This is a genomic window from Faecalicatena orotica, from assembly GCF_003149245.1.
GTDB lineage: Bacteria > Bacillota > Clostridia > Lachnospirales > Lachnospiraceae > Faecalicatena_A > Faecalicatena_A orotica.
Map to the genome: position 1 here is coordinate 517,547 of NZ_QGDL01000001.1, position 24,780 is coordinate 542,326.

General features: G+C 46.8%; 20 protein-coding genes. 4 read left to right on the plus strand and 16 right to left on the minus strand.

All coding sequences use genetic code 11. The features are described from left to right. Positions 1 to 35: 35 nt before the first annotated feature. The 12 genes from secA to A8806_RS02265 form a co-directional block, all read right to left on the minus strand. Positions 36 to 2,606, minus strand: coding sequence for a preprotein translocase subunit SecA (gene secA / locus A8806_RS02210; RefSeq protein WP_109729517.1), 2,571 nt, complete (start codon positions 2,604 to 2,606; stop codon positions 36 to 38). A gap of 106 nt (positions 2,607 to 2,712) precedes the next feature. Beyond that, on the minus strand, positions 2,713 to 3,480 hold the full coding sequence (gene hisA / locus A8806_RS02215) for a phosphoribosylformimino-5-aminoimidazole carboxamide ribotide isomerase (protein WP_109729518.1): 768 nt from the start codon (positions 3,478 to 3,480) through the stop codon (positions 2,713 to 2,715). A gap of 61 nt (positions 3,481 to 3,541) precedes the next feature. Further along, a complete protein-coding gene (locus A8806_RS02220) occupies positions 3,542 to 4,774 on the minus strand; it encodes a phenylacetate--CoA ligase family protein (protein WP_109729519.1) in 1,233 nt (410 codons plus the stop codon). Between the two features lie 12 nt (positions 4,775 to 4,786). Then, entirely contained in the window at positions 4,787 to 5,386 is a 600-nt protein-coding gene (locus tag A8806_RS02225) for an indolepyruvate oxidoreductase subunit beta (RefSeq protein WP_109729520.1), read from the minus strand. Continuing rightward, entirely contained in the window at positions 5,379 to 7,190 is a 1,812-nt protein-coding gene (gene iorA / locus A8806_RS02230) for an indolepyruvate ferredoxin oxidoreductase subunit alpha (protein WP_109729521.1), read from the minus strand. The genes A8806_RS02225 and iorA overlap by 8 nt, the downstream gene beginning before the upstream one ends. Positions 7,191 to 7,360: 170 nt before the next feature. Then, complete coding sequence (locus A8806_RS02235; protein WP_109729522.1) at positions 7,361 to 7,699, minus strand: hypothetical protein; 339 nt, start codon at positions 7,697 to 7,699, stop codon at positions 7,361 to 7,363. 86 nt (positions 7,700 to 7,785) lie between these two features. Continuing rightward, on the minus strand, positions 7,786 to 8,121 hold the full coding sequence (locus A8806_RS02240; RefSeq protein ID WP_109729523.1) for a transporter: 336 nt from the start codon (positions 8,119 to 8,121) through the stop codon (positions 7,786 to 7,788). Beyond that, positions 8,114 to 8,980: a sigma-70 family RNA polymerase sigma factor gene (locus A8806_RS02245; RefSeq protein ID WP_109729524.1), complete on the minus strand. Its 867-nt coding sequence runs from the start codon at positions 8,978 to 8,980 to the stop codon at positions 8,114 to 8,116. The genes A8806_RS02240 and A8806_RS02245 overlap by 8 nt, the downstream gene beginning before the upstream one ends. 21 nt (positions 8,981 to 9,001) lie before the next feature. After that, positions 9,002 to 10,954, minus strand: coding sequence for a fructose-1,6-bisphosphatase (locus A8806_RS02250; RefSeq protein ID WP_109729525.1), 1,953 nt, complete (start codon positions 10,952 to 10,954; stop codon positions 9,002 to 9,004). A 28-nt stretch (positions 10,955 to 10,982) separates the two neighbouring features. Then, positions 10,983 to 11,741: a 4-hydroxy-tetrahydrodipicolinate reductase gene (gene dapB, locus A8806_RS02255; protein WP_109729526.1), complete on the minus strand. Its 759-nt coding sequence runs from the start codon at positions 11,739 to 11,741 to the stop codon at positions 10,983 to 10,985. Positions 11,742 to 11,869: 128 nt separating this feature from the next. Further along, entirely contained in the window at positions 11,870 to 12,760 is an 891-nt protein-coding gene (gene dapA, locus A8806_RS02260; protein ID WP_109729527.1) for a 4-hydroxy-tetrahydrodipicolinate synthase, read from the minus strand. Between the two features lie 108 nt (positions 12,761 to 12,868). Next, entirely contained in the window at positions 12,869 to 13,498 is a 630-nt protein-coding gene (locus A8806_RS02265) for a single-stranded DNA-binding protein (protein ID WP_109729528.1), read from the minus strand. Positions 13,499 to 13,987: 489 nt separating this feature from the next. Between A8806_RS02265 and typA the strand changes: the two genes are divergently transcribed. The 3 genes from typA (at position 13,988) to hpf (ending at position 17,143) form a co-directional block, all read left to right on the plus strand. Beyond that, complete coding sequence (gene typA / locus A8806_RS02270; RefSeq protein ID WP_109729529.1) at positions 13,988 to 15,814, plus strand: translational GTPase TypA; 1,827 nt, start codon at positions 13,988 to 13,990, stop codon at positions 15,812 to 15,814. Positions 15,815 to 15,889: 75 nt separating this feature from the next. Then, entirely contained in the window at positions 15,890 to 16,501 is a 612-nt protein-coding gene (locus tag A8806_RS02275; protein ID WP_109729530.1) for a transporter, read from the plus strand. A gap of 84 nt (positions 16,502 to 16,585) precedes the next feature. Next, a complete protein-coding gene (hpf, locus tag A8806_RS02280) occupies positions 16,586 to 17,143 on the plus strand; it encodes a ribosome hibernation-promoting factor, HPF/YfiA family (protein WP_109729531.1) in 558 nt (185 codons plus the stop codon). A gap of 67 nt (positions 17,144 to 17,210) precedes the next feature. Here hpf and A8806_RS02285 read toward each other — a convergent pair whose 3' ends face one another. After that, complete coding sequence (locus A8806_RS02285) at positions 17,211 to 17,864, minus strand: YigZ family protein (protein WP_109729532.1); 654 nt, start codon at positions 17,862 to 17,864, stop codon at positions 17,211 to 17,213. A 190-nt stretch (positions 17,865 to 18,054) separates the two neighbouring features. Between A8806_RS02285 and A8806_RS02290 the strand changes: the two genes are divergently transcribed. Then, a complete protein-coding gene (locus tag A8806_RS02290; RefSeq protein ID WP_109729533.1) occupies positions 18,055 to 20,607 on the plus strand; it encodes a transglycosylase domain-containing protein in 2,553 nt (850 codons plus the stop codon). A 134-nt stretch (positions 20,608 to 20,741) separates the two neighbouring features. Here the strand turns inward: A8806_RS02290 and A8806_RS02295 are convergent, their stop codons facing one another. From A8806_RS02295 to uvrC, 3 genes are all read right to left on the minus strand, one after another. After that, positions 20,742 to 21,671: an ROK family glucokinase gene (locus A8806_RS02295; protein WP_109729534.1), complete on the minus strand. Its 930-nt coding sequence runs from the start codon at positions 21,669 to 21,671 to the stop codon at positions 20,742 to 20,744. A 36-nt stretch (positions 21,672 to 21,707) separates the two neighbouring features. Further along, on the minus strand, positions 21,708 to 22,637 hold the full coding sequence (hprK, locus tag A8806_RS02300; RefSeq protein WP_109729535.1) for an HPr(Ser) kinase/phosphatase: 930 nt from the start codon (positions 22,635 to 22,637) through the stop codon (positions 21,708 to 21,710). A gap of 251 nt (positions 22,638 to 22,888) precedes the next feature. Beyond that, positions 22,889 to 24,745, minus strand: coding sequence for an excinuclease ABC subunit UvrC (gene uvrC, locus A8806_RS02305; protein WP_109729536.1), 1,857 nt, complete (start codon positions 24,743 to 24,745; stop codon positions 22,889 to 22,891). Positions 24,746 to 24,780 lie beyond the last annotated feature (35 nt).

Here is a 24,780-nt window from a genome sequence, read left to right on the forward strand (position 1 = left end):
TCTTATATTAACTGATTCATAAATTGACTTTCTTATTACCTTCGTCCGCAGCACTGTTTGTACTTTTTACCGCTTCCGCACGGGCATGGGTCATTCGGGTAAATCTTCTTCTCTTCCCTCTTCTTCGGGGCACGTACAGCGCTTTCGTCCTTGTTCGTGCCTGTTGCCTTGGCAACCTGTTCTCTCTCAACCTTCTGCTCGACACGGATGTGGAACAGGGTACGGATCGTTGTCTCGGCGATGGAATTCGTCATCTCACCGAACATATCATATCCCATCATCTTATACTCTACAAGGGGGTCCCTCTGCCCGTAAGCCTGGAGTCCAATTCCCTGACGGAGCTGGTCCATATCATCAATATGGTCCATCCACCTTCCGTCAATAACTTTCAGAAGAACCACACGCTCGATCTCACGCAGATGCTCTGCCTCCGGGAATTCTGCCTCTTTTGCCTCGTAAGCTTTGACAGCTCTTTCCTTCAGAAGGTGCTTCAATTCCTTCTGCTGCATCTCGTGGGCTTCCTCTGCTGAAGGCAGCTGAAGCTGCGGGATCACATCGTGGAGCACAACATCAAGTTCTTTCAAATCCCATTCTTCCGGATCTACATCGGGCGAGATAAAACGGTCAACAGAATTCTCAACATATTCCGTGATCATATTATAGATTGTATCCCGCATGCTTTCCCCATCCAGTACACGGCGTCTCTCACTGTAAATGATCTCACGCTGCTCGTTCATAACCTGGTCATATTCCAACAGGTTTTTACGGATACCAAAGTTGTTATTCTCTATCTTCTTCTGTGCCTTTTCGATAGCACTGGAAAGCATCTTATGTTCGATCTGCTCCCCTTCTTCCACGCCGAGGGTGCTGAACACACTCATCAGCTTCTCCGAACCAAACAGGCGCATGAGGTCGTCCTGCAGGGAAATATAGAAACGGGATTCTCCCGGGTCTCCCTGACGTCCGGAACGTCCGCGCAGCTGGTTGTCAATACGTCTGGACTCATGGCGTTCCGTTCCGATGATCTTCAGTCCACCCGCTTCCCTCGCTTTGTCGTCCAGCTTAATATCGGTACCACGGCCTGCCATGTTTGTCGCAATGGTCACCGCACCGTGTACACCGGCATCTGCCACGATCTCGGCCTCGAGTTCATGGTATTTGGCGTTCAGGACTTTATGCTGGATGCCTTCTTTTTTCAGCATCTTGCTGAGCAGTTCCGAAATCTCAATTGTAATTGTACCGACCAGTACCGGCTGTCCTGTCGCATGTGCTTTTTTCACTTCTTCGACAACTGCCTTGAATTTCTCTTTCTCCGTACTATAAACGGCATCTTCCAGATCCACTCTCTGAACAGGTTCGTTGGTCGGGATTTCGATAACATCCATCCCGTAAATATCACGGAACTCCTTCTCCTCTGTGAGGGCCGTACCTGTCATACCGCTCTTCTTTTCATACTTATTAAACAGGTTCTGGAATGTAATAGTTGCAAGGGTCTTGCTCTCTCTTCTTACCTTCACATGTTCCTTTGCCTCAATTGCCTGATGCAGTCCGTCTGAGTAACGGCGTCCCGGCATAATACGCCCGGTAAACTCATCAACAATCATAACCTCGCCCTCAGGTGTCACAACATAGTCCTGATCACGGAACATCAGGTTATGTGCACGCAGTGCAAGGATGATGTTATGCTGGATCTCAAGGTTGTCCGGGTCTGCCAGGTTCTCAATGTGGAAGAAATTCTCTACCTTCTTCACACCGTCTTCTGTCAGGTTCACGGCTTTTTCTTTTTCATTAACAATGAAATCCCCAGTCTCTTCGATGTCCTCTCCCATGATGGCATTCATCTTGGAAAATTCACCGCTTGCCTCACCACGTTCAAGCTGGCGTGCCAGAATATCGCATGCCTCATACAGTTTGGTAGACTTGCTGCTCTGGCCCGATATAATCAGAGGTGTTCTGGCCTCATCAATCAGAACCGAGTCGACCTCATCGATGATGGCAAAATGAAGGCCGCGCTGAACGAGCTGTTCCTTATAAATAACCATGTTATCACGCAGATAGTCGAAACCAAGTTCATTATTCGTTACGTAAGTGATATCGCAGTTGTATGCCGCACGGCGCTCATCATTATCCATAGAATTCAGGACAACTCCCACCGTCAGTCCAAGGAATTCATGAACCTTTCCCATCCATTCAGCATCACGTTTTGCAAGATAGTCATTGACTGTTACGATATGCACGCCTTTCCCGACCAGGGCGTTCAGATATGCAGGAAGCGTTGAAACCAGTGTCTTACCTTCACCGGTCTTCATCTCAGAAATACGCCCCTGATGCAGAATGATACCGCCGATAAGCTGTACGCGGTAATGACGCATTCCGAGGCTTCTCTTTGCAGCTTCTCTTACAACCGCATAAGCCTCCGGGAGGATATCATCAGTTGTCTCCCCATCTTCAAGACGTTTCTTGAATTCTCTGGTCTTATCTTTTAATTCTGCATCGGACAGTGCCTCCATCTCTGGCTCTAATGACTCTATCCGGTCCACAATCGGGTAAACACGCTTTAATTCATTTTCGCTGTGTGTTCCGAAAATTTTCTCTATTAAGCTCATAATCCGTAATTTACTCCTTGTCTAAATTTACTCTAAGCTTCATTCTAACACTATCTTCCAGTGAATTCAACAAATTAATGATTTGTTCAATTTGTTCATAACTTATTCATACCTTTACCAGTGTATCGTACGGAATCTTTCCGCCGAACAGGTCCAGCGCGCTTCCGATCGTAAAATCAAGTTTTCCCCCGCATGCTGAGCGGAATTGCCCAAGATCCTCCATACTGCCGATGCCCCCTGCGTAGGTAACCGGTATTTTCGCCCATTCTCCAAGCATACGTACGAGATTCATCTCGACCCCCGATGATTTTCCCTCCACATCGACGCCGTGTACAAGAAACTCATCACAGTATTCAGACAGTTCTTCCAGAACCTCAGGCGTCAGGCACACATCCGTGAATGTCTGCCAGCGGTTTGTCACTATATAATAGGAAGTATCTTTCCTGCGGCAGCTTACATCCAGAACAACATGTTCCTTTCCCACTGCCGATACCAGTTTTTTCAGATTCTCCCTGTGGAACTGCCCGTCCTGGAATACATAAGATGTCACGATCACATGGCTGGCACCGGCGCGGAGATACTCCGCCGCATTCTCAGCCGTAATCCCCCCGCCGATCTGCATCCCTCCCGGATACGCTTCCAACGCACTAAGCGCCTGTTTCTTCGTCGCCTCGTAATACTCGGAAGACGCAGGATTCAGCAGAATAATATGTCCGCCTTTCAGTCCGTCCTTCTCATAAAGCTTTGCATACCATGCCGCATCCAGCTCAGAAGCAAAATTCGTCACGGCCCGGTCCCCCTGGTCCTTCAGGCTGCCCCCTACAATCTGTTTTACTTTCCCATTATGAATGTCAATACAAGGTCTGAATTTCATAACAATCCTTTCATTTCTTCAAAGGGGTCAGACCCCTTTGAAGCCGCTTGTTAAGTATTTATCAATATCTGTTGTCGAATATCCTCGTGGATTTCTTTTCACTCCGCGGCAGGTCCCCGATCGATACCGGCATGACGTTGACCGTGATTCCGATTTTGGCCTTGAACGCCTTTTTCACAGCGTCCTCTGCCTGCTTTTTATCTACGTTTTTGTTGATCTCTACAAACAGGGTACAGACATCTTTTCCATTCATATGATCCAGCATAAACTGGTACTCGCTGGACGCCTCCGGAACATCCTTTAACATCTCTTCGATCTGGCTCGGGAATATATTAACACCCTTGACTTTTACCATATCATCTGTTCTTCCGATCAGGGTATCGATCCTCGGGAATCTGGAACCGCATTTGCAGTCTCCCGGGATGAAGCGTGTCAGGTCATGGGTACGGTAACGCACAAGCGGGGCGCCCTGCTTGCGCAGTGTTGTAATCGCCAGTTCTCCAATTTCCCCGTCAGGCACATTTTTCCCAGTCTTTGGGTCCACGATTTCAAAGTAAAGGTAATCATCCCAGTAATGCATCCCGCATTCGTAATCACAGCTCATGGCGATTCCCGGTCCATAGACCTCAGTCAGGCCGTAAATGTCATACAGTTGTACACCCAGCTCTGCCGCGATGCGTTTTCTCATCTTCTCGCCCCAGCGTTCGGAACCGATCACACCTTTTTTCAAGTGTATTTTATCCGAAATCCCTTTTTTTGCGATCTCTTCCGCAAGAAGCAGTGCATAGGAGGATGTGGCACATAAGACGGTCGCCTTCATATCCTTCATCATCCGGAGCTGCTTTTCTGTGTTGCCCGGGCCCATTGGGATCGTCATGGCTCCCAGATATTCCGCACCTGCCTGAAACCCGATCCCTGCCGTCCACAAACCATACCCCGGTGTAATCTGGATTCTGTCGAGTGCCGTAATCCCAGCCATCTCATAACAGCGTGCAAACATTTTTGCCCAGTCTTCTACGTCCTTTTTTGTATAAGGAATGATAACCGGTGTGCCGGTTGTTCCTGAAGAAGAATGTATCCGCACGATTTCCTCATCCGGCACCGCCTGGAGTCCAAGCGGGTATGCCTCACGAAGATCTCCCTTCCATGTAAAAGGCAGTGTTTCAAAATCCTCCTGTGTCTGGATTTTGGAAATGTCGATCTCCTTAAACTTTTCTTTATAAAAGCAGTCCTTCGATGTCAGCTGCTTCAGATTCTCTCTAATCAGCTCAAGCTGTAATTCTGTCATTCTCATGTCTGTTCTCCTTTATAGCCTGTCAGCATGTTCGTACGCCGCTTTTCCAAGTGCCAGTGCCTTTTTGTTCATCTCCAGGAAACGCTCCTTAACATTGCTGGTGACCGCCTTTTCCATTTCTTCCGAAGAAATATCCAATGCCCCGCTTGCAGCAGCGGCCCCAAGCAGCGCGACATTCAGTACCTTTGCGGAACCTGCCTGAAGGCAGAGTTCTTCCCCATCCAGTATCGCCAGATTACTTACGTTTTTCTTCAGATACTGAATCATATCTTCCCCTTCATATGTACTTCCGCCCAGTGTATCTGTAACCGGCTTTACTGCCTTACTGCTTACAATCACTGTGCCGCCTTCTTTCAGGTAAGGAAGGCAGCGCACCGCTTCTGCAGGTTCAAAAGCCAGCAGTATATCCGCAGTTTTCATCGGGATTAAGGGGGAATGGATTTCTCCGCCCATCCGCACATGGCTTACGACCGAACCGCCGCGCTGTGCCATTCCGATCGTCTCGGTTGTACGTACAAACTTTCCCTGTTCCATAGCCGCAAAGGCAATTAGTTTGGAAGCCAGAACAACGCCCTGTCCTCCGACTCCGCATAGTAAACAACTTTTATTCATTACATTCTACCTCCCCAATCGCACCAGACGGACATACCTGGCTGCACAGGCCGCATCCATAGCACAGTGACGGTTCAATCACGACCGCACCATCATTCACTGCAATTGCCGGGCAGCCCAGCTGTGTGATACAAACCTTGCATTTCGTACAGGCATCCTGTTTCACTTCATATAACGTTCCGGGCTTTGACACGGCAATGCACGGTGACTTGAATATGATGGCACGCACACCTTTTTCTCCGGCAGAACGTTTCACGGCATCCACCGCTTTATCCAGATCAAGCGGATCAACCGTCTCGATCCATGTCAGTCCGATACCTCTTAAAATATTTTCAATGCTGATCTTCGCCGCAACATCTCCCATCATTGTCACTCCTGTTCCCGGATGGGGCTGGTGTCCGGTCATGGCCGTTGTGGAATTATCCAGTACAACCAGCACGATATCTGTCTGGTTATAAACCGCATTCACGACTCCTGTGATTCCGGAGGCAAAGAATGTAGAGTCCCCGATAAACGAGAAATTCACTGCATCCGGTTCTATAATGTGCAGCCCTTGGGCGATCGTCACATCTGCACCCATGCACAGGCAGGTATCTACCATATCAAGAGGCTTCGCATTTCCAAGCGTATAGCAGCCGATATCTCCACTGAATACGGCCTTTTTGCCCCGCATCGCTTTCTTAACGGCATAGAAAGAGGCTCTGTGGGGACACCCTGCACACAATACAGGCGGTCTCACCGGCAGTGCCGGGGCCCTGTCAAGTTCCTCGCCCCCCTCTGTCTTATCATCCTCAATCCCCAGAAAACGATTCAGGTCACCGCGGATACTTTCTACACTGTTTTCCCCTGCATTCTTCGTATCATGGGTGAGTTTTCCACATATTTTTACATCCAGATGGTACTTACCCGCAATCTGGAGAAGTTCTTTCTCGATTACCGGGTCCAGTTCTTCCAGTACAAGCACTTCATCCAAATCCTCCAGAAACTCCTTCGCGAGCCGTTCCGGGAACGGATGAGGTGTACCGATCTTCAAAAACGGAATATTCCCGTCTATCACTTCACTCGTATAAGCATATGACACACCGCCTGATACAACGCCCTTTCTTCCGCTTCCTTTTCTCAGCCGGTTCATCGGATAGGAAGAGAATACTTCTGACAGTTCCACGTTCCTTGCTTCTATTTTAATATGGTTCTGATAAGAAAGCCGCGGGAAGATGACCCAGCGCATCGTATCCTTGATAAACCCTTCGGGCTTTGGCACTTCTATTTTCGGAAGAAGTTCAATACTCACACAGGCATGGCAGATTCTCGTTGTCGGGCGGAACAGAACCGGTGTCTGGTACTTCTCGGAATACTCGAAAGCATCCGCTATCATCAGATAGGCCTCCTCCGGTGAAGATGGGTCGAATACAGGCAGTTTTGAAAACTGTGCAAAATGTCTCGTATCCTGTTCCGTCTGGGAGGAAATCGGTCCCGGATCATCGGCAGACACGATGACCATGCCGCCCTTAACCCCCACATAGGCAAGGCTCATCAGCGGATCAGATGCGACATTTAAGCCGACCTGCTTCATCGTAACAAGAGTCCTCGCACCCGCATATGCGGCCCCTGCCCCGACTTCCATCGCCGCCTTTTCATTCGTAGACCATTCTACATGGATACTTCCGTCATTCTGCTTTGCGATCGTCTCCAGAATCTCGGTGGAAGGCGTTCCCGGATAACCGGTTACCATCCTGACACCGGCCCGGACAGCACCCAGACCGATCGCCTCATTGCCCATAACAAGCTTTTTCTCAGTACTCATACTATGTATTACTCCTTTGCTTTATCAAACGTCTCATTTTGATATTTTACCACATTAAAGTTGAAAAATCCATATGTAAGTAGTTCGGGTATAAACTAACAGCAGGACTTACGCCCTGCTGTTAACCCTGCAGACTCATTCCGTCCCTGCGGGACAGGGGTCTGCTTTCTCTATCGGTTATTTGTTGTATCGTCTGCTTTGTTGTCGTCATTTACATTTTTGTCGTTTGTGTTTCTGTCATTTAAGTTATCCTTTTCAGGACCGTTGTTATCTGTCAGATCATCTGCTGCATTGTCAACGCCGTCTGTGATATCGTCTACTGCATCATCAACAACTCCATCACCGTTTTTATCCCTTGTTCCAGTACCATCGGTAGCATCATTTGTGTCACTGCTGTTTGTTGTATTGTTTGCGCCATCATTTGTATTCTTGTCTGTACCACATGCAGTAACACCGCAGAGAACTCCTGCACACATCATTAATAATAAAAACTTTTTAATTTTTTTCATTTTGTTTCTCCCTTTCCACAAATATTCTTGTGTTAGTAATATTTGCAATTTCGGGATCTTTATGTGTGGGAAAAATTTCTATATTTTTATTTTCTTCTGATAAATTCATAAAATGCAAAGATGATTGATACTACAGTCAGCACAGATACAATCAGTTCTGACATATTATTTGCATAATCAGTCATCTGGGGCTGCACAGCTCCTAGAATAAAAAAGTATACGGTCCAGATCAGTCCCAATACTAAGATCAGCAGTGTGAAAAATGTTAAAAAACGTGAGCCTGCTTTCCATAATTTCTGATATAATAATTTCTGCTTCTCCGTATATTCCTTTTTCCTTATCCGGCTCTTAATTGCACCACATATGACTCCTGCTATTGTACCGACAGACAGGCAGACACATAATAAATATATTTTATGCATTATTTCCTGCCGCCTCCCGCAGTTTCTGCATGGCGCGCTCTTCTATCTGGCGGATGCGTTCTCTGGTAACATTCATCATTCCGCCGACATCCTCCAGTGTATGGGCCTTTCCATCCTCAAGACCGAATCTCAGGCGGATGACTTTCTGCTCTTTTTCACTGAGTTTTTCCAAAAGCTGTGCCACTTCTTCCTTGCGGATCAGGGATGCGACCGCATCCTCGGGCGTCTTTTCTTCCTCATCCTCTATGAAATCCTCAAGGCTGGATTCACCATCCTCGCCGACCGGAGTTTCCAGAGACAGGGGGTTTTTAAGCAGTGCCTGTATATTCTCTACTTCTTCTGCCGTCCTATCCCCAAGTCTTTTAGCGATCTCTCCTGAAGTCGCATCTCTTCCTAGTTCCTGCTTTAATAACTGAGCCGTCTTCTGGACTTTTCTCATATTTTCTGCCACATGGACCGGAACCCGGATCTCATGGGACTGTTCATCTATCGCACGCATAATGGCTTCCTTGATCCACCACGACGCATAGGTGGAGAAACGGTTCCCCTTCGTGTAGTCAAACTTCTCGACCGCACGCATCAAACCGATATTACCTTCCTGGATCAGGTCCATAAACTGCATGCCTCTCCCAGAATAATGTCTGGCTATGGATACGACAAGGCGCAGATTCGCCTCCTCCAGCTGCCGTCTCGCATCCGGGTCGCCTTTTGCGATCAGTTTTCCCAGTTCCTGCTCCTGTCCGGCATCCAGAAGTGGTATCTGCCCGATCTCTTTTAAATAAATCTTCAGCGGCTCTGTTGCCTCCACATCTTCCGGAATGGATAAATCATCTGTCAAAAATTCTTCGTTATTCTCCATACTGTCCCTAATACCTTTCGCCTATATCTTTTCGATAATCTCACCGCTTCGGTAAGCAGCCAGAAGACGTTCCAGATCTTCCACCTGTTCTTTTAAATCTTTTCCGATATCCGTATCTCCTACAAGCCGCCGTTCCATAACTCTTTTGACAACCATATATTCCGAATGAATATCACTTTCCTTCTGGATCGCCGCCTCCGTTGATTCAAACGGCTCATGCGCAACTAAAAGCAGTCCATAGGAATTGTAAATCAGAGTGTAGCCGGCAATGCCGGTCTCCTGCTGGTATGCCTTGGAAAATCCGCCGTCAATTACCAGCACCTTGCCGTCACATTTGATCGGACTTTCACCGTTCTTGCGCTTCACCGGGACATGTCCGTTCACGATGTGGCCGCCGTCCGGGTCAAGGCCAAATTCTTTCATAATATTATCCACAACCTCTTCCTTCTCCAGAAGGAAGTAGTAAGGATTTTTTTTCTCTATATGTGTCTCTTTCTCCGCAAGGAAGTATCTCTCAAAAGTCGCCATCTTATCCTTCCCAAACAGTGGTGAATTGGGATGGAGCCAGATGTACCACATCATATCCCTGCCGTTATCCCTGTCCTCCTCGTCAAGTGCAAAAAATCCTTTTCTGAGGTAACGGTCCAGGGCATCATAAAGCGTACGCCCTTTAAACTTTCTTCCGAACAATTCTACTTCCTTTAAGCTGCCGTCATCGTTCAGCGGCACGCATCCATGATACAGGAGGTTATTATTATATACCTTGTAAAGGCCGCCCTTGGCAAGCAGAAAACGCATGTGCTCCTGAAGCTTTTCGCACCCAAGGAAGGCGCGTTCCAGACGTTCCATGACTTCTTCCTCTTCCGCCGAAAGTTTATATGGGTCCTTCGGGTCTATCGTCGGAAAATTCGTATCAAGAAGCTGGTATTCCTTCCCGTTCAGGGTGATGGTTCCCTTTTCATAATCGATCCGGTGCAGAAGCGCCCGGTCATCCAGATGGAAATCCTTCTGCCTCTTAATAATCTGTCCTTCCACCTTGAACTGCAGGATAGAAATTGCCTTGTGCATGCGCAGGTCCATCTCCATCTCGGCCTTATTCGCCTTCTCCTGTCCCTTCAAAGTAAAGCAGGTACACGGGTCATCACCATAGGTACGGATTGCAAACGTGGCCAGTGGCAGAAGGTTAATCCCGTAACCATCCTCCAGAATATCCAGATTCCCATATCTGGCACAGATCCGGATGACATTGGCGATACATCCGCGCTGTCCTGTCGCAGCCCCCATCCAGAGTACATCGTGGTTCCCCCACTGGATATCAATAGAATGATAACTCATCAGTTTATCCATGATAATATGGGGGCCCGGCCCTCTGTCATAAATGTCTCCGACGATATGTAAGTGGTCCACGACAAGCCGCTGGATTAGTTCAGATATTGCAACGATAAATTCTTCCGCACGTCCGATTCTTATGATGGTCATAATAATTTCATTATAGTAAGATTCCTTATCACTGAGTTCCCCCTTCTCCGTGATCAGTTCCTCGATGACATAGGCAAAATCTTTCGGCAGGGCCTTACGCACTTTCGAACGGGTATACTTGCTCGCCGCACGCTTGCTCACCTCGATAAGACGGTACAGATTGATCTTGTACCAGTCCTCCATATTGCTCTCCACCTTCTTTACCTGTGCCATCTTATCCTTCGGATAATAGATCAGCGTAGCCAGAGACTGCTTGTCCCTTGAACTTAAGGTATTGCCGAACACGTCGTCAATCTTTCTTCTTACAGAACCTGAACCGTTCTTCAGCACATGGGAAAATGCCTCGTATTCCCCGTGGATATCCGTCAGGAAATGCTCGGTCCCCTTTGGCAGGTTCAGGATCGCCTGCAGATTAATAATCTCCGTCGATGCCGCAGCAATCGTCGGATACAAATCAGAAAGACGCTCCAGATATCTTGTCTCCAGATTTTTCATAATACTTCCTCCTAAATCCCCCGTGTGATTAAAACTGAATCACATCACTCATATCATACATGCCAGCCGGCTGCCCTGCCAGGAATTTAGCCGCCTCAACAGCACCTTTTCCGAAAACACTTCTGGAATATGCGGTATGTCTGAACTCGATCACCTCATCCGGTCCGGCAAAAATCACTTCATGATCCCCGACAATGGTTCCTCCGCGTACCGCCGAGATTCCCATCTCTTTTGCATCTCTTTTTCTGCGTACCTGGCTGCGGTCATATACATAAGTATACTCCCCGTTTAATGCTTCATTCATGGAATCTGCCAGAGCCAGGGCTGTTCCGCTCGGTGCGTCGAGTTTCTGGTTGTGGTGCCGCTCCACCAGTTCGATGTCATACCCTGCGGGTCCGAGCACCTTGGCCGCATCTTTCAGCAGTTTCAAAAGGAGGTTGATTCCCACCGACATATTTGCAGACTTCAAAACCGCTACTTTTTTAGAAACTTCTTCCACTTTCCTGAGCTGCTCTTCTGAAAGGCCCGTTGTACAGAGTACGACCGGCACCTGCTTTTCCACGCAGTAATCAAGCAGGGCATCGACTGCCCCTGCGTTTGAAAAGTCAATTGCAACATCCACATCCACGTCACACGCACTGATACTTTCGAAAACCGGATAGTCATTGGCAGTCCCGGTATACGCATCCACACCCGCGGCAATCTCCAGCTTCTCGTCCTCTTTGACCAGCCCTGTGATCATCCGCCCCATTTTCCCATTACATCCGTGCATTAAAACTTTAATCATTTTTAACTCCTCCTGTGTATTTTCATGTTTTTTTCACATTAGATTGCTTCTGATATAAAAAAGGATACCACATTTGAGTACTTTACTCAACTTATGATATCCCTTTAACAAACATAAATTTCCTTTAATTAAGCAAGCTTCAGTCCGAAATCAGCCATTGCTTTTGCAAGTTTTGCTGCATTGGCTTCTGTCATTTCTGTGAGAGGCATTCTCACACCTCCGACTTCCATTCCCATCAGGTTCGCAGCCTTTTTAACCGGAATCGGATTCACTTCGCTGAACAGCTGGTTGATGAGCGGCAATGCTTTCAACTGTAAAGCCCGGCTTCCCTCAATATCCCCTTTGAAGAACATCTCACAGATATCATGTGTCTCCTGAGGTGCGACATTAGATAATACAGAGATTACACCTTTTCCACCAAGGGAAAGCAGTGGCACAATCTGGTCATCATTGCCTGAGTACAGGTCAATGTTACCATCTGTCATCTGCATAATCTTTGCAATCTGTCCGATATCCCCGGAAGCTTCCTTGATACCGACGATATTGTCAACTTCGCTTACCAGCTGTGCCACAGTAGCCGGTTCGATGTTCATCCCGGTCCTGCTCTTAACACTGTATAAGATAATCGGAGCCTTCGCCTCAGCCGCAATCGCCTTATAATGTGCCACCAGGCCTGCCTGAGTTGCTTTATTATAATAAGGAGTCACAAGGAGCAGTCCGTCCGCACCTGCTTTAGCTGCATCCTTTGACATCTCAATTGCTGTGCGCGTACAGTTGGAACCTGTTCCGGCAATTACCGGAATACGCTTCTTTGTGCGCTCTATTGTAAACTTAATACATTCCATATGTTCTTCTTCTGTTAACGTAGAAGATTCACCTGTCGTGCCACAAATGACAATACTGTCTGTGCCGTTCTCGCAGTGAAAATCAATCAGTTCATCAAGCTTATCGTAGTTAACGCTTCCATCCTCGTGAAATGGTGTGATGATCGCCACTCCGGCTCCTTTAAAAATTGACATATACATCCTCCTAATCTTAAACACTTATCTTTCCAAAGTTTAACATTAAATGCACCTAATGTCAACGTACAGAATGTGCAAAGAGGATTTCCAGAACATACATTTTACTTATTCTTCCATACACTCCAGCTTGCTCACAGAAACCTCATAAGCAATCCGTGTCTGCGTTTCTGTCTCGGATAATTTTTTTACATATTCCCGGCTCTGGATTCTTCCAAGGATCTGTACATGTTCACCTACCTCAAATCCGGATGCATAGCGGGCATTTCTCCCCCAGCAGATGCATGGGATATAATCGGACTTTCCATAGGGCCTGTTCACTGCCAGCAAAAGATCTGCGATTTCTCTTCCAAGCGGCGTTTTGCGGTAAACGGGTCTCTTACAGATATAGCCTTCCAGAAGGATATGGTTCGTTTTTGCCCCGTCCAACTCCTCATCAATAAATTCAACCTCACGTACAAAAACAGATAAAACAAGCCTGTTCTTCTGCTCTTCATGACGGTTGTAAGAACGGAACTGTCCGGAAACCATGATGAATTCCCCTGTGTAATCCTGAGTCACATCAATCAGTCTCTCTGATATCATAAGGGGGATCCGGTCATCGGAATTGCTGAGCCTCTTTACCAGCACATCTACCATATAGAATCCTTCTCCAAAAACCTCGTGGCTGTATGTAAACTTAGATGCCACCTCTCCCATGATTGTTACCTGATTGTTTTCAATAATCTTATCTGACATAATTTTTAGTACTCCCTTCCTCTGAGTGGTATTTTTGAGTCAATACTAAGTCTATGAACATGATATAGGCATTAGACTAAAATTCCCACCTAATTCGTTCGACAAAATATGATAGCGCGGTACAGCGGTACAGCGGGTTTGCGAGTGAAAACACCCTCCACAAAGAGCAGCTTTTAAAGGCAGGCATGACCTGTTTGCTTTTTCACTTCTGCAAGGCTTTTATGCAGATTAAAAAGACCGGATAAAGGGAATGAATCCGATACTTTTTTTCTGGTTTTTTTATTGTTTTAAACACTTCGAAAAGTGGCGATTCCTTTATATTACTGTAAGATTTTGTCGGGAAGTTTTTATATAAATCCAGGAATCCTGGGAATACTTTTTAAGCCGTGCAGCCTCCGAAGTCTGACATATCCCCTTCCCATATGGAAAGTTTTGTGATAGAATAAAAAAGTTGTAACCACATATTATAGTAGAAAGAGTGTTGAAATTATGAAAACAAAGCGTGAAGATGTTAGAAATATTGCGATTATCGCCCATGTTGACCACGGCAAAACCACACTGGTCGATGAACTTTTGAAACAAAGCGGTGTATTCCGTGAGAATCAGGAAGTGGCAGAACGTGTCATGGACTCCAATGATATCGAGAGGGAAAGAGGTATTACGATCCTTTCTAAAAATACTGCCGTATATTATAAAGGTACAAAGATCAATATCATCGATACACCGGGACATGCCGATTTCGGTGGTGAAGTAGAACGTGTTCTGAAGATGGTGAACGGGGTTATCCTCGTTGTCGATGCCTTTGAAGGCGCCATGCCACAGACTAAGTTCGTCCTGAGGAAAGCATTGGAGCTGGACCTGCCGGTTATCGTATGTATCAATAAGATTGACCGTCCGGAAGCAAGGCCGGATGAAGTCATTGACGAAGTGCTCGAACTGTTCATGGATCTGGAGGCTTCCGACGACCAGTTAGACTGCCCGTTCGTATATGCCTCTGCAAAATCAGGTATCGCCGTACTCGACCTGACGGATGATGAGAGGGACATGCAGCCTTTATTTGAAACAATCCTGGATTATATCCCGGCGCCGGAAGGTGACCCGGAGGCCCCGACCCAGGTTCTGATCAGTACCATTGACTACAATGAGTATGTCGGACGTATCGGAGTCGGTAAAGTAGATAACGGCAGGATTGCCGTGAATCAGGAAATGGTGCTTCTGAACCATCATGATCCTGACAAGCAGCAGAAAGTTAAGATCAGCAAGTTATATGAGTTTGACGGGCTGAATAAAGTAGAAGTCAAGGAAGCTTCCATCGGTTCTATCGTTGCAATCTCCGGTATCTCTTCTATTTCAATCGGGGACACACTGTGCTCACCGGAAAACCCGACTGCTATCCCGTTCCAGAAGATTTCCGAGCCGACGATTTCGATGCAGTTTGTTGTAAATGACAGCCCGTTTGCCGGGCAGGAAGGAAAGTTCGTGACTTCCCGCCATCTGCGTGACAGACTGTTCCGTGAACTCAACACCGATGTCAGCCTCCGTGTGGAGGAGACAGACAGCGCCGACAGCTTTAAGGTTTCCGGGCGCGGTGAGCTCCACCTTTCTGTTCTCGTTGAAAATATGAGGCGTGAAGGTTATGAATTTGCAGTCAGCAAGGCCGAGGTCCTCTATAAGACAGACGAAAACGGCAAGAAACTGGAACCTATGGAGATTGCGTATGTAGATGTTCCGGATGAATTCACCGGTACTGTCATCGACAAACTCAGCCAGCGTAAAGGAGAACTCCAGAACATGGGAACATCCAACGGCGGCTATACAAGACTCGAGTTTTCAATCCCGTCCAGAGGGCTGATCGGATACCGCGGCGAGTTCATGACAGATACGAAGGGAAACGGAATCCTCAACACAAGCTTCGACGGATTTGCTCCATATAAAGGTGATATCCAGTATAGAAAGCAGGGCTCACTGATTTCATTCGAGACAGGTGAATCTGTCACTTACGGATTATACGGCGCCCAGGAACGCGGAACATTATTCATCGGAGCCGGGGAAAAGGTATATGCCGGTATGGTTATCGGACAGAATGGAAAGGCCGAAGACATCGAGCTCAATGTCTGCAAGACAAAGCATCTGACGAATACCCGTTCTTCCGGTGCAGATGATGCACTGAAGCTTTCCACACCGCGCATTTTAAGTCTCGAAGAGGCACTGGATTTCATCGATACAGACGAACTTCTGGAAGTTACCCCGAAGTCACTGCGTATCCGCAAGAAAATTCTGGATGCAAGAATGCGTAAAAGAAGTAATTTAAAATAGTCAGCCACGATTCTGAACAGTTACAATTTGATAGACCACAGGTTCAAATAAGACAGTCCAATAGGAGAAGAACACATGAAAAAATATGCAAATGCGTTTCTAAAAAGCTTGACAACTGCCTTGGAATTAATCATTGCCGCACTGCTGGCCGCCGGTATTATTATCATGACCGTGCAGCTCATCATGTCTTTCGGCAATCTGACAGACCTGAATGCTTATCCAAATTATGATGATCTATTGACAACATGTTTTAACCTGATCATCGGCGTGGAGATGATCCGTATGTTATATCTCCATACGCCGATGACCGTTTTCGAAGTACTGCTGTTTGCCATTGCGAGGCAGGTCATAATCGACCATTCCTCCCCTATCAACAGCCTCCTCGGTGTCATAGCTATTGCAATTTTATTTGCAACAAGGAAATTTTTATTCGTAGCCTTCGATGAATCTGAGCGAATCATCTTCCGGTCCAGCCAGAAGGTCCGCCATGTAAACCGCCTCATCCATGCAAACATCCCATATGAGGACGATGAGACTCTTCTGGAGGTAATGATGAAGAAAATGAAAGCCGATGAAGTAGAAGCAGGTGTCGGCGCATGTATCTATTTCCAGAAATTCGGACTCCGCATTGCCAAAATCACAGATGGAAAAATTACCAGAATTGAAGTGATTCGTTCTATACAATAAAGTTTTTCCATGCTATAATATTTACATAATACAGGCGGGATATTATAATTCGTCTGTATAATATGAACAAAAGGAGTTGAGCACATGAATTTTATTATTAGTGGAAAGAACATCGACGTAACACCAGGCTTGAAGAACACTATCGAAGAAAAGTTAGGAAAACTCGAAAGGTATTTCACTCCTGAAACAGAAATCATCGTAACACTCAGCGTGGAGAAAGAAAGGCAGAAAATTGAAGTAACCATCCCGGTAAAGGGAAATATTATCCGTTCCGAACAGACAAGCACCGATATGTATGTATCCATCGACCTTGTTGAGGAAGTCATTGAACGTCAGCTTCGCAAGTATAAAAATAAACTGGTCGCAAAGAGCCAGGGGCACCCGACGGCAGCATCCAGCGGAAGCAACTTCAAGAAGGAGTTCTTCGAATCTGATGACGAAGGACAGGCAGACGACGATATCCGTATCGTAAGGACCAAGCGTTTCGGAATCAAACCAATGTATCCGGAAGATGCATGTATCCAGATGGATCTGGTTGGACATTCTTTCTTCGTATTCTGCAATGCAGAGACTGATGAAGTAAACGTAGTTTATAAGAGAAAAGACGGCTCTTTTGGATTGATCGAGCCAGAATTCGATTAAATGAATTGATAAGAACGCGAAGGTATCCGGCTGCAGCCGGGTACCTTCTTTATTCTTGTTTTCTTTTTTATTCCTGTTCCCAGACCTTGATTTCGTTATCTATTTCTGCGAACCAGCAGGTTCCTTCTCTCCGGATAATGCTTTTTCCATTTGTCCCTTCTGTGATTTTTGCAGCCACCATTTTCTCTTCCTTTTCCGGAACCAGTACCGTCAGCTCTACAGAATCTGTGTAGGCCGTGTCTGTAATATGCAGGCCTGCCTGTCCGAGTATATACTGGATTTTGCCAAGCCCTGTATAATCGGTCTGTATTTTCAGTTTAAAACCGTAAATTCTGGTTATAATCGTACTATGGGCAAGGCCTTCACGGGATGCGGACGTATATGCCCTGACGAGTCCTCCTGTGCCAAGCAGGGTGCCTCCGAAATAGCGTGTAACGATAATCAGCACATTTTCAAGCTTTGCACCCTTTATAACGTCTAAAATAGGCTTGCCAGCCGTGCCGCCCGGTTCTCCGTCGTCGCTTAAGCGTTCCAGTGTCCTGTCCGCCCGGATTACATAGGCCCAGCAGTGGTGTCTGGCATCCCAATACTGCTTTTTTATCTTTTCCAGATACTCCATTGCTTCTTCTTCCGAAGAAACAGGAAATACACTGGATATGAAACGGGACTTTTTTTCGACAATTTCCGCGCCGGCGCCCTGATATACTGTTTGATAATCCATAGTTTTCTACCTCTGTCAATGATTTTTCTGCAAAATAGTTATGCTTATGAATATAGGATATAACAAATCAGTAGAAAACCACAAGAAATTATTAAGATTTTTTTAGAAATATGAACTTTTACCGTTTTTTCTTTATTTAGAGAAGTAAATTTGATATAATGAGTGGAATGAATAAAGGAGGATATTATTCATGAATTACGGAAAAGAGAATCTCGATAAGAGAAAGAAGAATATTTCATCAAAAAAGAACATGAAAAAGAAGCGGGTCGGGGTCCGCTTTTTTAAGGCTCTCCTTATCTGTATACTACTTATTGCAGTTATCGGGGCCGGCGGGGTTGGCCTGTTTGTTAAGAAGATTGTCGACGACGCCCCTAAGGTTACTCCTGCAAATGTCAAGCCGTCCGATGAGACATCCTTTGCTTATACAGAGGACGGAAAGTTTCTGGACTCCTTTGTACAAAAAGGTTCTAACAGAGTTTACAAAAACTATGATGAGATACCTGTCAACCTGACTCATGCATTTGTTGCCATTGAGGACGAGCGTTTTTATAAGCATAACGGAATTGACCTTCAGGGAATCCTAAGGGCCGGTGTTGTCGGACTTACTTCCGGAGGTAACTTCTCAGAGGGTGCAAGTACCCTGACACAGCAATTGATTAAGAATAACGTGTTTCCTGAGTTTACTGAGGAAAAGACATTCTATGACAGGCTGAAGCGTAAACTTCAGGAACAGAACCTTGCGGTCGAGATTGAAAAGCAGATGAGTAAGGAAGAGATTGTTGAGGCCTATATGAATACGATCAACCTCGGCCAGAACTGTCTCGGGGTACAGACAGCCGCACAGCGCTATTTTGGCAAGGACGTCTCAGACCTGTCACTTTCCGAAAGTGCTGTCATCGCCGGCATCACGCAGAGCCCGTCCGACTATGACCCGGTCCTGCATCCGGAGGCAAATGAAAAGAGACGGAACAAGGTTTTGAAAAACATGCTGGATCAGAACTATATTACACAGGCTGAGTATGAGGAAGCCAAGGCAGACAACGTTTATGAAAGAATCCAGCAGACCGTGGCTGCAACACCGGAGGACAAGCCTAACTCTTATTTCATAGACAGGCTCTCACAACAGATCATAAAAGATCTGATTAACCGGAAGCAGTATACAGAGACGCAGGCATACAATGCACTGTACAGTGGCGGACTCACCATCACGGCAACACAGGACCTGAATATCCAGCAGATCTGTGACGAAGAGGTAGCGAATCCGAACAATTATCCATATAACGTGGAGTATGGTCTCGAATATGCATTGACCGTGACACATCCTGACGGCACGTCCGACAATTACAGCAAAGAGATGCTGGCTAAGTATATTAAAGATACACGCGGCGACCAGTACCCACTTGTATTCTCATCGGAAGATGCAGCCAATCAGGCGATCGCAGAGTACAAGAGCACTCTCGGCATTACGGAACAGGATACGATAGCGGAAAATATCGATATCACACCTCAGCCGCAGACATCTGTCGTTGTAATGGACCAGTATACAGGCAAGGTCAAGGCCATTGTCGGAGGACGCGGCGAGAAGAAGACAAGCCTTTCCCTGAACCGTGCAACAGACTCCCCGAGACAGCCGGGTTCCTGTTTCAAAATACTTTCCACTTATGCGCCCGCACTTGATTCTGCCGGATATACTCTGGCATCCACAATCGACGATGACGCGCCGTTCCAGTATGAGAACAGCACACAGTATGTGGAAAACTGGGACAAGAAATATATCGGCATGACACGTGTCCGTTACGCTATTGAGCATTCCATGAATGTATGCGCAGTCAAGACACTGACAGATATCGGTACACAGACCGGATATGATTCACTCATAAACTTCGGATTCACAACACTTGTTAACTTTGACGGCGACTTTCCTGAATATACAGATGTGGCACAGGCTACTGCTTTGGGTGGTATCACACAGGGTGTCTATAATCTGGAAATGACAGCTGCCTATGCAGCAATTGCAAACGGCGGTGTATACACAGAACCGATTCTGTACACAAAGGTTTTAGACCATGACGGCAATGTCCTTCTGGACAATACCGAACCGGCTACACACCAGGTGATTAAAGATTCCACTGCCGCCCTCCTTACAAGCGCAATGGAAGATGTTATTAACAAGGGAACCGGAACGGCTGCCAGACTGAACAACATGGCTGCGGCAGGTAAGACAGGTACGACAGAGAACAGTACCGACCTCTGGCTCTCCGCATATACTCCTTATTATACATGCAGTGTATGGGGCGGGTATGATTCCAACAAGCCGATGGACAATATGGACCAGGCATGGCATGAAGTCCTCTGGAAGAACATCATGGACCGTGTCCATGCAGACCTTCCTTATAAAGCATTTACAATGCCGACTTCCGTAGAACAGAAAACAATCTGCACACAGACCGGCCTGCTTGCAACTTCTACCTGTCCCCCGCTGACAGAATATTTTGCAAAGGGAACTGCACCGACGCAGAGCTGTCCCGGACATTATGTTCCGAAGAAGGAAGACGAAAAGAAAGACGATGAGAAGAAGGATGATGACAAGAAGGATAACACCGAGAATCCTGATGACGGTGGCAATACCGAAAATCCTGACAATGGAGGCGGTACCGAGAACCCAGACGAAGGCGGTGGAGAGGTTCCAACACCTGATCCGGGTACTGATGGAGGCGGCGGAGAGACCACTCCTCCGGCCTGATCGGCTTTAGAAATGAATACAGGCAGGATAAGAACCTGCCTGTACAAGCAAAACAGCAGAGACGATAAGAGCAATTCCTTATCTTCTCTGCTGTTTTATAATTCATAAACACTTGTGAATAGATCTAAACGACTTTACAGTACAAGCTTGGCTGCCCCACATATCCCTGCATCATTTCCCAGTGTTGCCAGTGTAAATTTCACTTCTTTATTTGCAAATAGTGCAGACTCCATATAAGGCTTCTCAATATAAGGGATCAGAACTTCTCCCGCTTTGGACACTCCTCCACCGATTACAAATACAGCCGGATCAGTGACCGCTGCAAGATTTGCGAGTGCACGGCCAAGATAAATACCGAATTCCTCTGCCACCTCGGCGGCAACGAGATCTCCGGCTTTTACCGCATCAAACACGTCCTTCGCTGTCACAGTGTCCCTTACAAGCATCGTATCACGGGTCTCATTCTCAAGCTTTCTTTTAGCCAGACGAACAATCCCTGTCGCAGATGTATACTGCTCCAGACAACCGCGTTTTCCACATCCGCACACTTCCGTCTCGTCATAATTCACACAGATGTGGCCGATCTCACCACCGGCTCCATGCGCCCCTGTCACGACTCTGCCTGCAATGATCACGCCGCCGCCAACTCCGGTGCCAAGGGTAACCATGATCATATTCTTCTGGCCTGCCCCGCCGCCTTTCCACATCTCACCCAGAGCGGCTACATTCGCATCATTATTGATCTCTGCACGCAGTCCGGTCAATTCTTCCATCTCTTTTTTCACTTCTTTATAGTTCCATCCAAGATTAGCACTGCCATTGACAATTCCGTCTTCTGTCACTGGTGCAGGTACGCCGACTCCTGCCCCAAGCACATCTTCTTTGTGAATCTGCTTCTCCTCAAGCTTTGCAAGGATGGTTTGTGCGATATCCGGCAGGATCGCCTTTCCTTCCTCTTCCGTGTGGGTCTTGATCTCCCATTTGTCAAGAATCTCCCCTGTTTCCTCAAACAGACCCAGTTTTACTGTAGTTCCTCCGATATCAACGCCAAAACAATACTTCATGATTCTTCTCCTATCTGCCTTTTATGTTCGTTAAACCTATCTGTTCTTTGCCAGATTCTCCTGCACACGCTTATATAATTCCTGTGCAGCATTATATCCCATCTGTTTCTGTCTGTGGTTGACAGCCGCTGATTCTACGATAATCGCAAGATTACGTCCCGGACGGATCGGAATGCTGTGGCAGACAACACGGTTGCCCAGAAACTCTGTATAATTCTCTTCCAGCCCCAGTCTGTCATATTCCTTGTCCCGGTTCCAGTCTTCCAGAGTAATAACCAGATCGATATTCTGTGTCTCTCTGACGCTCTGCACACCGAACATCGACTTCACGTCAACAATGCCAATGCCCCGAAGCTCTATAAAATGTCTCGTAATATCTGGCGCAGCTCCCACTAATGTATCATCGCTTACTTTTCTGATCTCTACAACATCGTCCGTAACAAGACGGTGTCCTCTCTTAATCAGTTCAAGGGCCGCCTCACTCTTACCAATCCCGCTCTCGCCCATAATCAGAACACCAACACCATAAACATCCACCAGTACCCCGTGTATGGAAATGCACGGAGCCAGCTTCACATTCAGCCAGCGGATGATCTCACCCATAAATGAGGAGGTAGATTTCGAAGTTGTAAAAATCGGCACCTGATGCTGTACGGCCTTGATAAGCAGTTCCGGGTCAGGCTCCATATCTCTGCTGAAAACAATACAGGGGACCTGATGGCTCAAAAGCTCATCATATATCTGGTGCTTTCTTTCCTCACTCAAAGTCTCAAGATATGCATACTCCACATATCCAATCATCTGTACCCTGTCCGAGTCAAAATGATCAAAAAACCCAGTCAGCTGAAGTGCAGGTCTGTTAATATCCGGCACATTCACCTCACGTCCGATCAGTTCAACATCAGGAGTCAGATTCTTTAAATCCATCTTTTCAACAATTTCGCTTAACTTTACTCCTTGTCCCATAATAATCTCCTTTATCATTATCACTTTCAACACAAATTCTTTATCCATTATACCATAAATACTAAACTCGTGAAATACCTCGTTAAGTATTTAGGTGTATGTCTTACTAGCCTCGTAAATACCTCGCCAAGTGCGAGCATTATACCATAAATACTAAACTCGTGAAATACCTCGTTAAGTATTTAGGTGTATGTCTTACTAGGCTCGATAATACCTCGCCAAGTGCGGGCATTATACCATATCAGACTGCCTTATTCTCCGTGAAAAAACTTATACACTGCCTCCGCCGATTTTTCATTCATGGACGGAACGGCCGACAGTTCTTCCACCGTTGCAGCCTTGATCGCATCCAGGCTCAGATAATGGCGCATGAGTGCCTTTCTTCTGGCTGGCCCGATGCCGTCTATATCATCCAGAATTGAATGTACCTGTCCCTTTGACCGAAGCTGCCTGTGGTACTCTATGGCAAAGCGGTGGGCCTCGTCCTGAATCCTTGTAATCAGCCGGAAGGCCTCGGAGGATTTGTCGATCGCAATCTCCTCATTGTGGTAGTAAAGCCCCCTCGTCCTGTGGAAATCATCCTTTACCATGCCGCAGACAGGAATATTGAGACGCAGTTCATCCAGAACTTCCAGTGCGACATTCACCTGTCCTTTTCCGCCATCCATGAGGATCAGGTCCGGGAATGAAGTGAAACCGCCGAGTTCTTTACTCTCCTCACGCTCCCTGAGGCCATGTGTGAAACGTCTTGTCAGGACTTCCCTCATACTTCCGTAGTCATCCGCGCCCTGGATCCCTTTGATCTTAAACTTTCTGTAATCATTACGCTTTGGTTTCCCGCGCTCATATACGACCATCGAACCAACGGACTCAAATCCATTTGTATTCGAAATATCATATGCCTCCATGCGGCTGACGCCGTCCAGATCAAGCATTTTTGCGATTTCCCTGACCGCACCGATCGTCCTGCCCTCTTCCCTCTTTAAGCGCTCTTTATCCTTATTCAAAACGAGCGAAGCATTATTGGCAGCCAGTTCCACCAGCTTTTCTTTTGTTCCTTTTTTAGGGACCCTGATGCTTACTTTCCCGCCCCGTTTTGTACCCAGCCATTCTTCCAGCAGGTGCATGTCTTCCAGTTCTTCCGGAAGCATCAGCTCACCCGGGATAAACGGTGTTCCCGCATAATACTGCTTAATAAAGCTGTCCAGCACCTCACTGTGCGGCTCGTCCTTTGAAATGCGCAGGTAAAAATGGTCCCGCCCGATCAGCCTTCCGCCGCGGATAAAGAAGACCTGCACCACAGCATCCTCTTCCTCTGAAGCCACCGCCAGCACGTCACGATCCTCGCCGCTGCTGTCTGTTATCTTCTGCTTCTGTGCGACCTTCTTCACACTGTTCAGCAATTCCCGGTATTCAATCGCCTTCTCGAACTCAAGTGCCTCAGAAGCGGCATCCATCTTTTCCTGCAGTTCCTTTAAGATTACGTCAAAATTCCCGTTCAGGAAGCGGATTACCTCTTGAACCGCTTTTGCATACTCTTCCTTGGAAATATACCCCTGGCAGGGAGCGTCACACTGCTTAATATGGTAATTCAGGCACGGACGTTCCTTCCCGATATCCTTCGGCAGGCTCCTGTTACAGCTGCGTATATGGTACAGCTTGTGGAGCAGGTCGATCGTATCGCGCACCGCCTGTGCACTCGTATACGGGCCGAAATACCGGGCCTTATCCTTGAGCATCTTTCTTGCAAGCATGACCCTCGGGAACGGCTCATTTGTCGTGACCTTAATAAAAGGGTAAGCCTTGTCATCCATCAGCATGGTGTTATACTTCGGCCTGTGCTCCTTAATCAGGTTACACTCCAGAACAAGCGCCTCCAGTTCCGAATCTGTCACGATATACTCAAACCTCCGTATATGCGTAACCATCTGCTCGATCTTAACCCCCTTATTCCTGCTGCTCTGGAAATACTGCCGTACCCGGTTCTTCAGGCTGATGGCCTTGCCCACATATATGATATTGTCCTTCTCGTCATGCATAATATAAACTCCTGGCTTGCCCGGGAGCTTTTTCAATTCTTCCTGTATATCAAAATTATTATTTTCCATGACCTATATTATAATGCCTGTTCGGGTATTTGTGA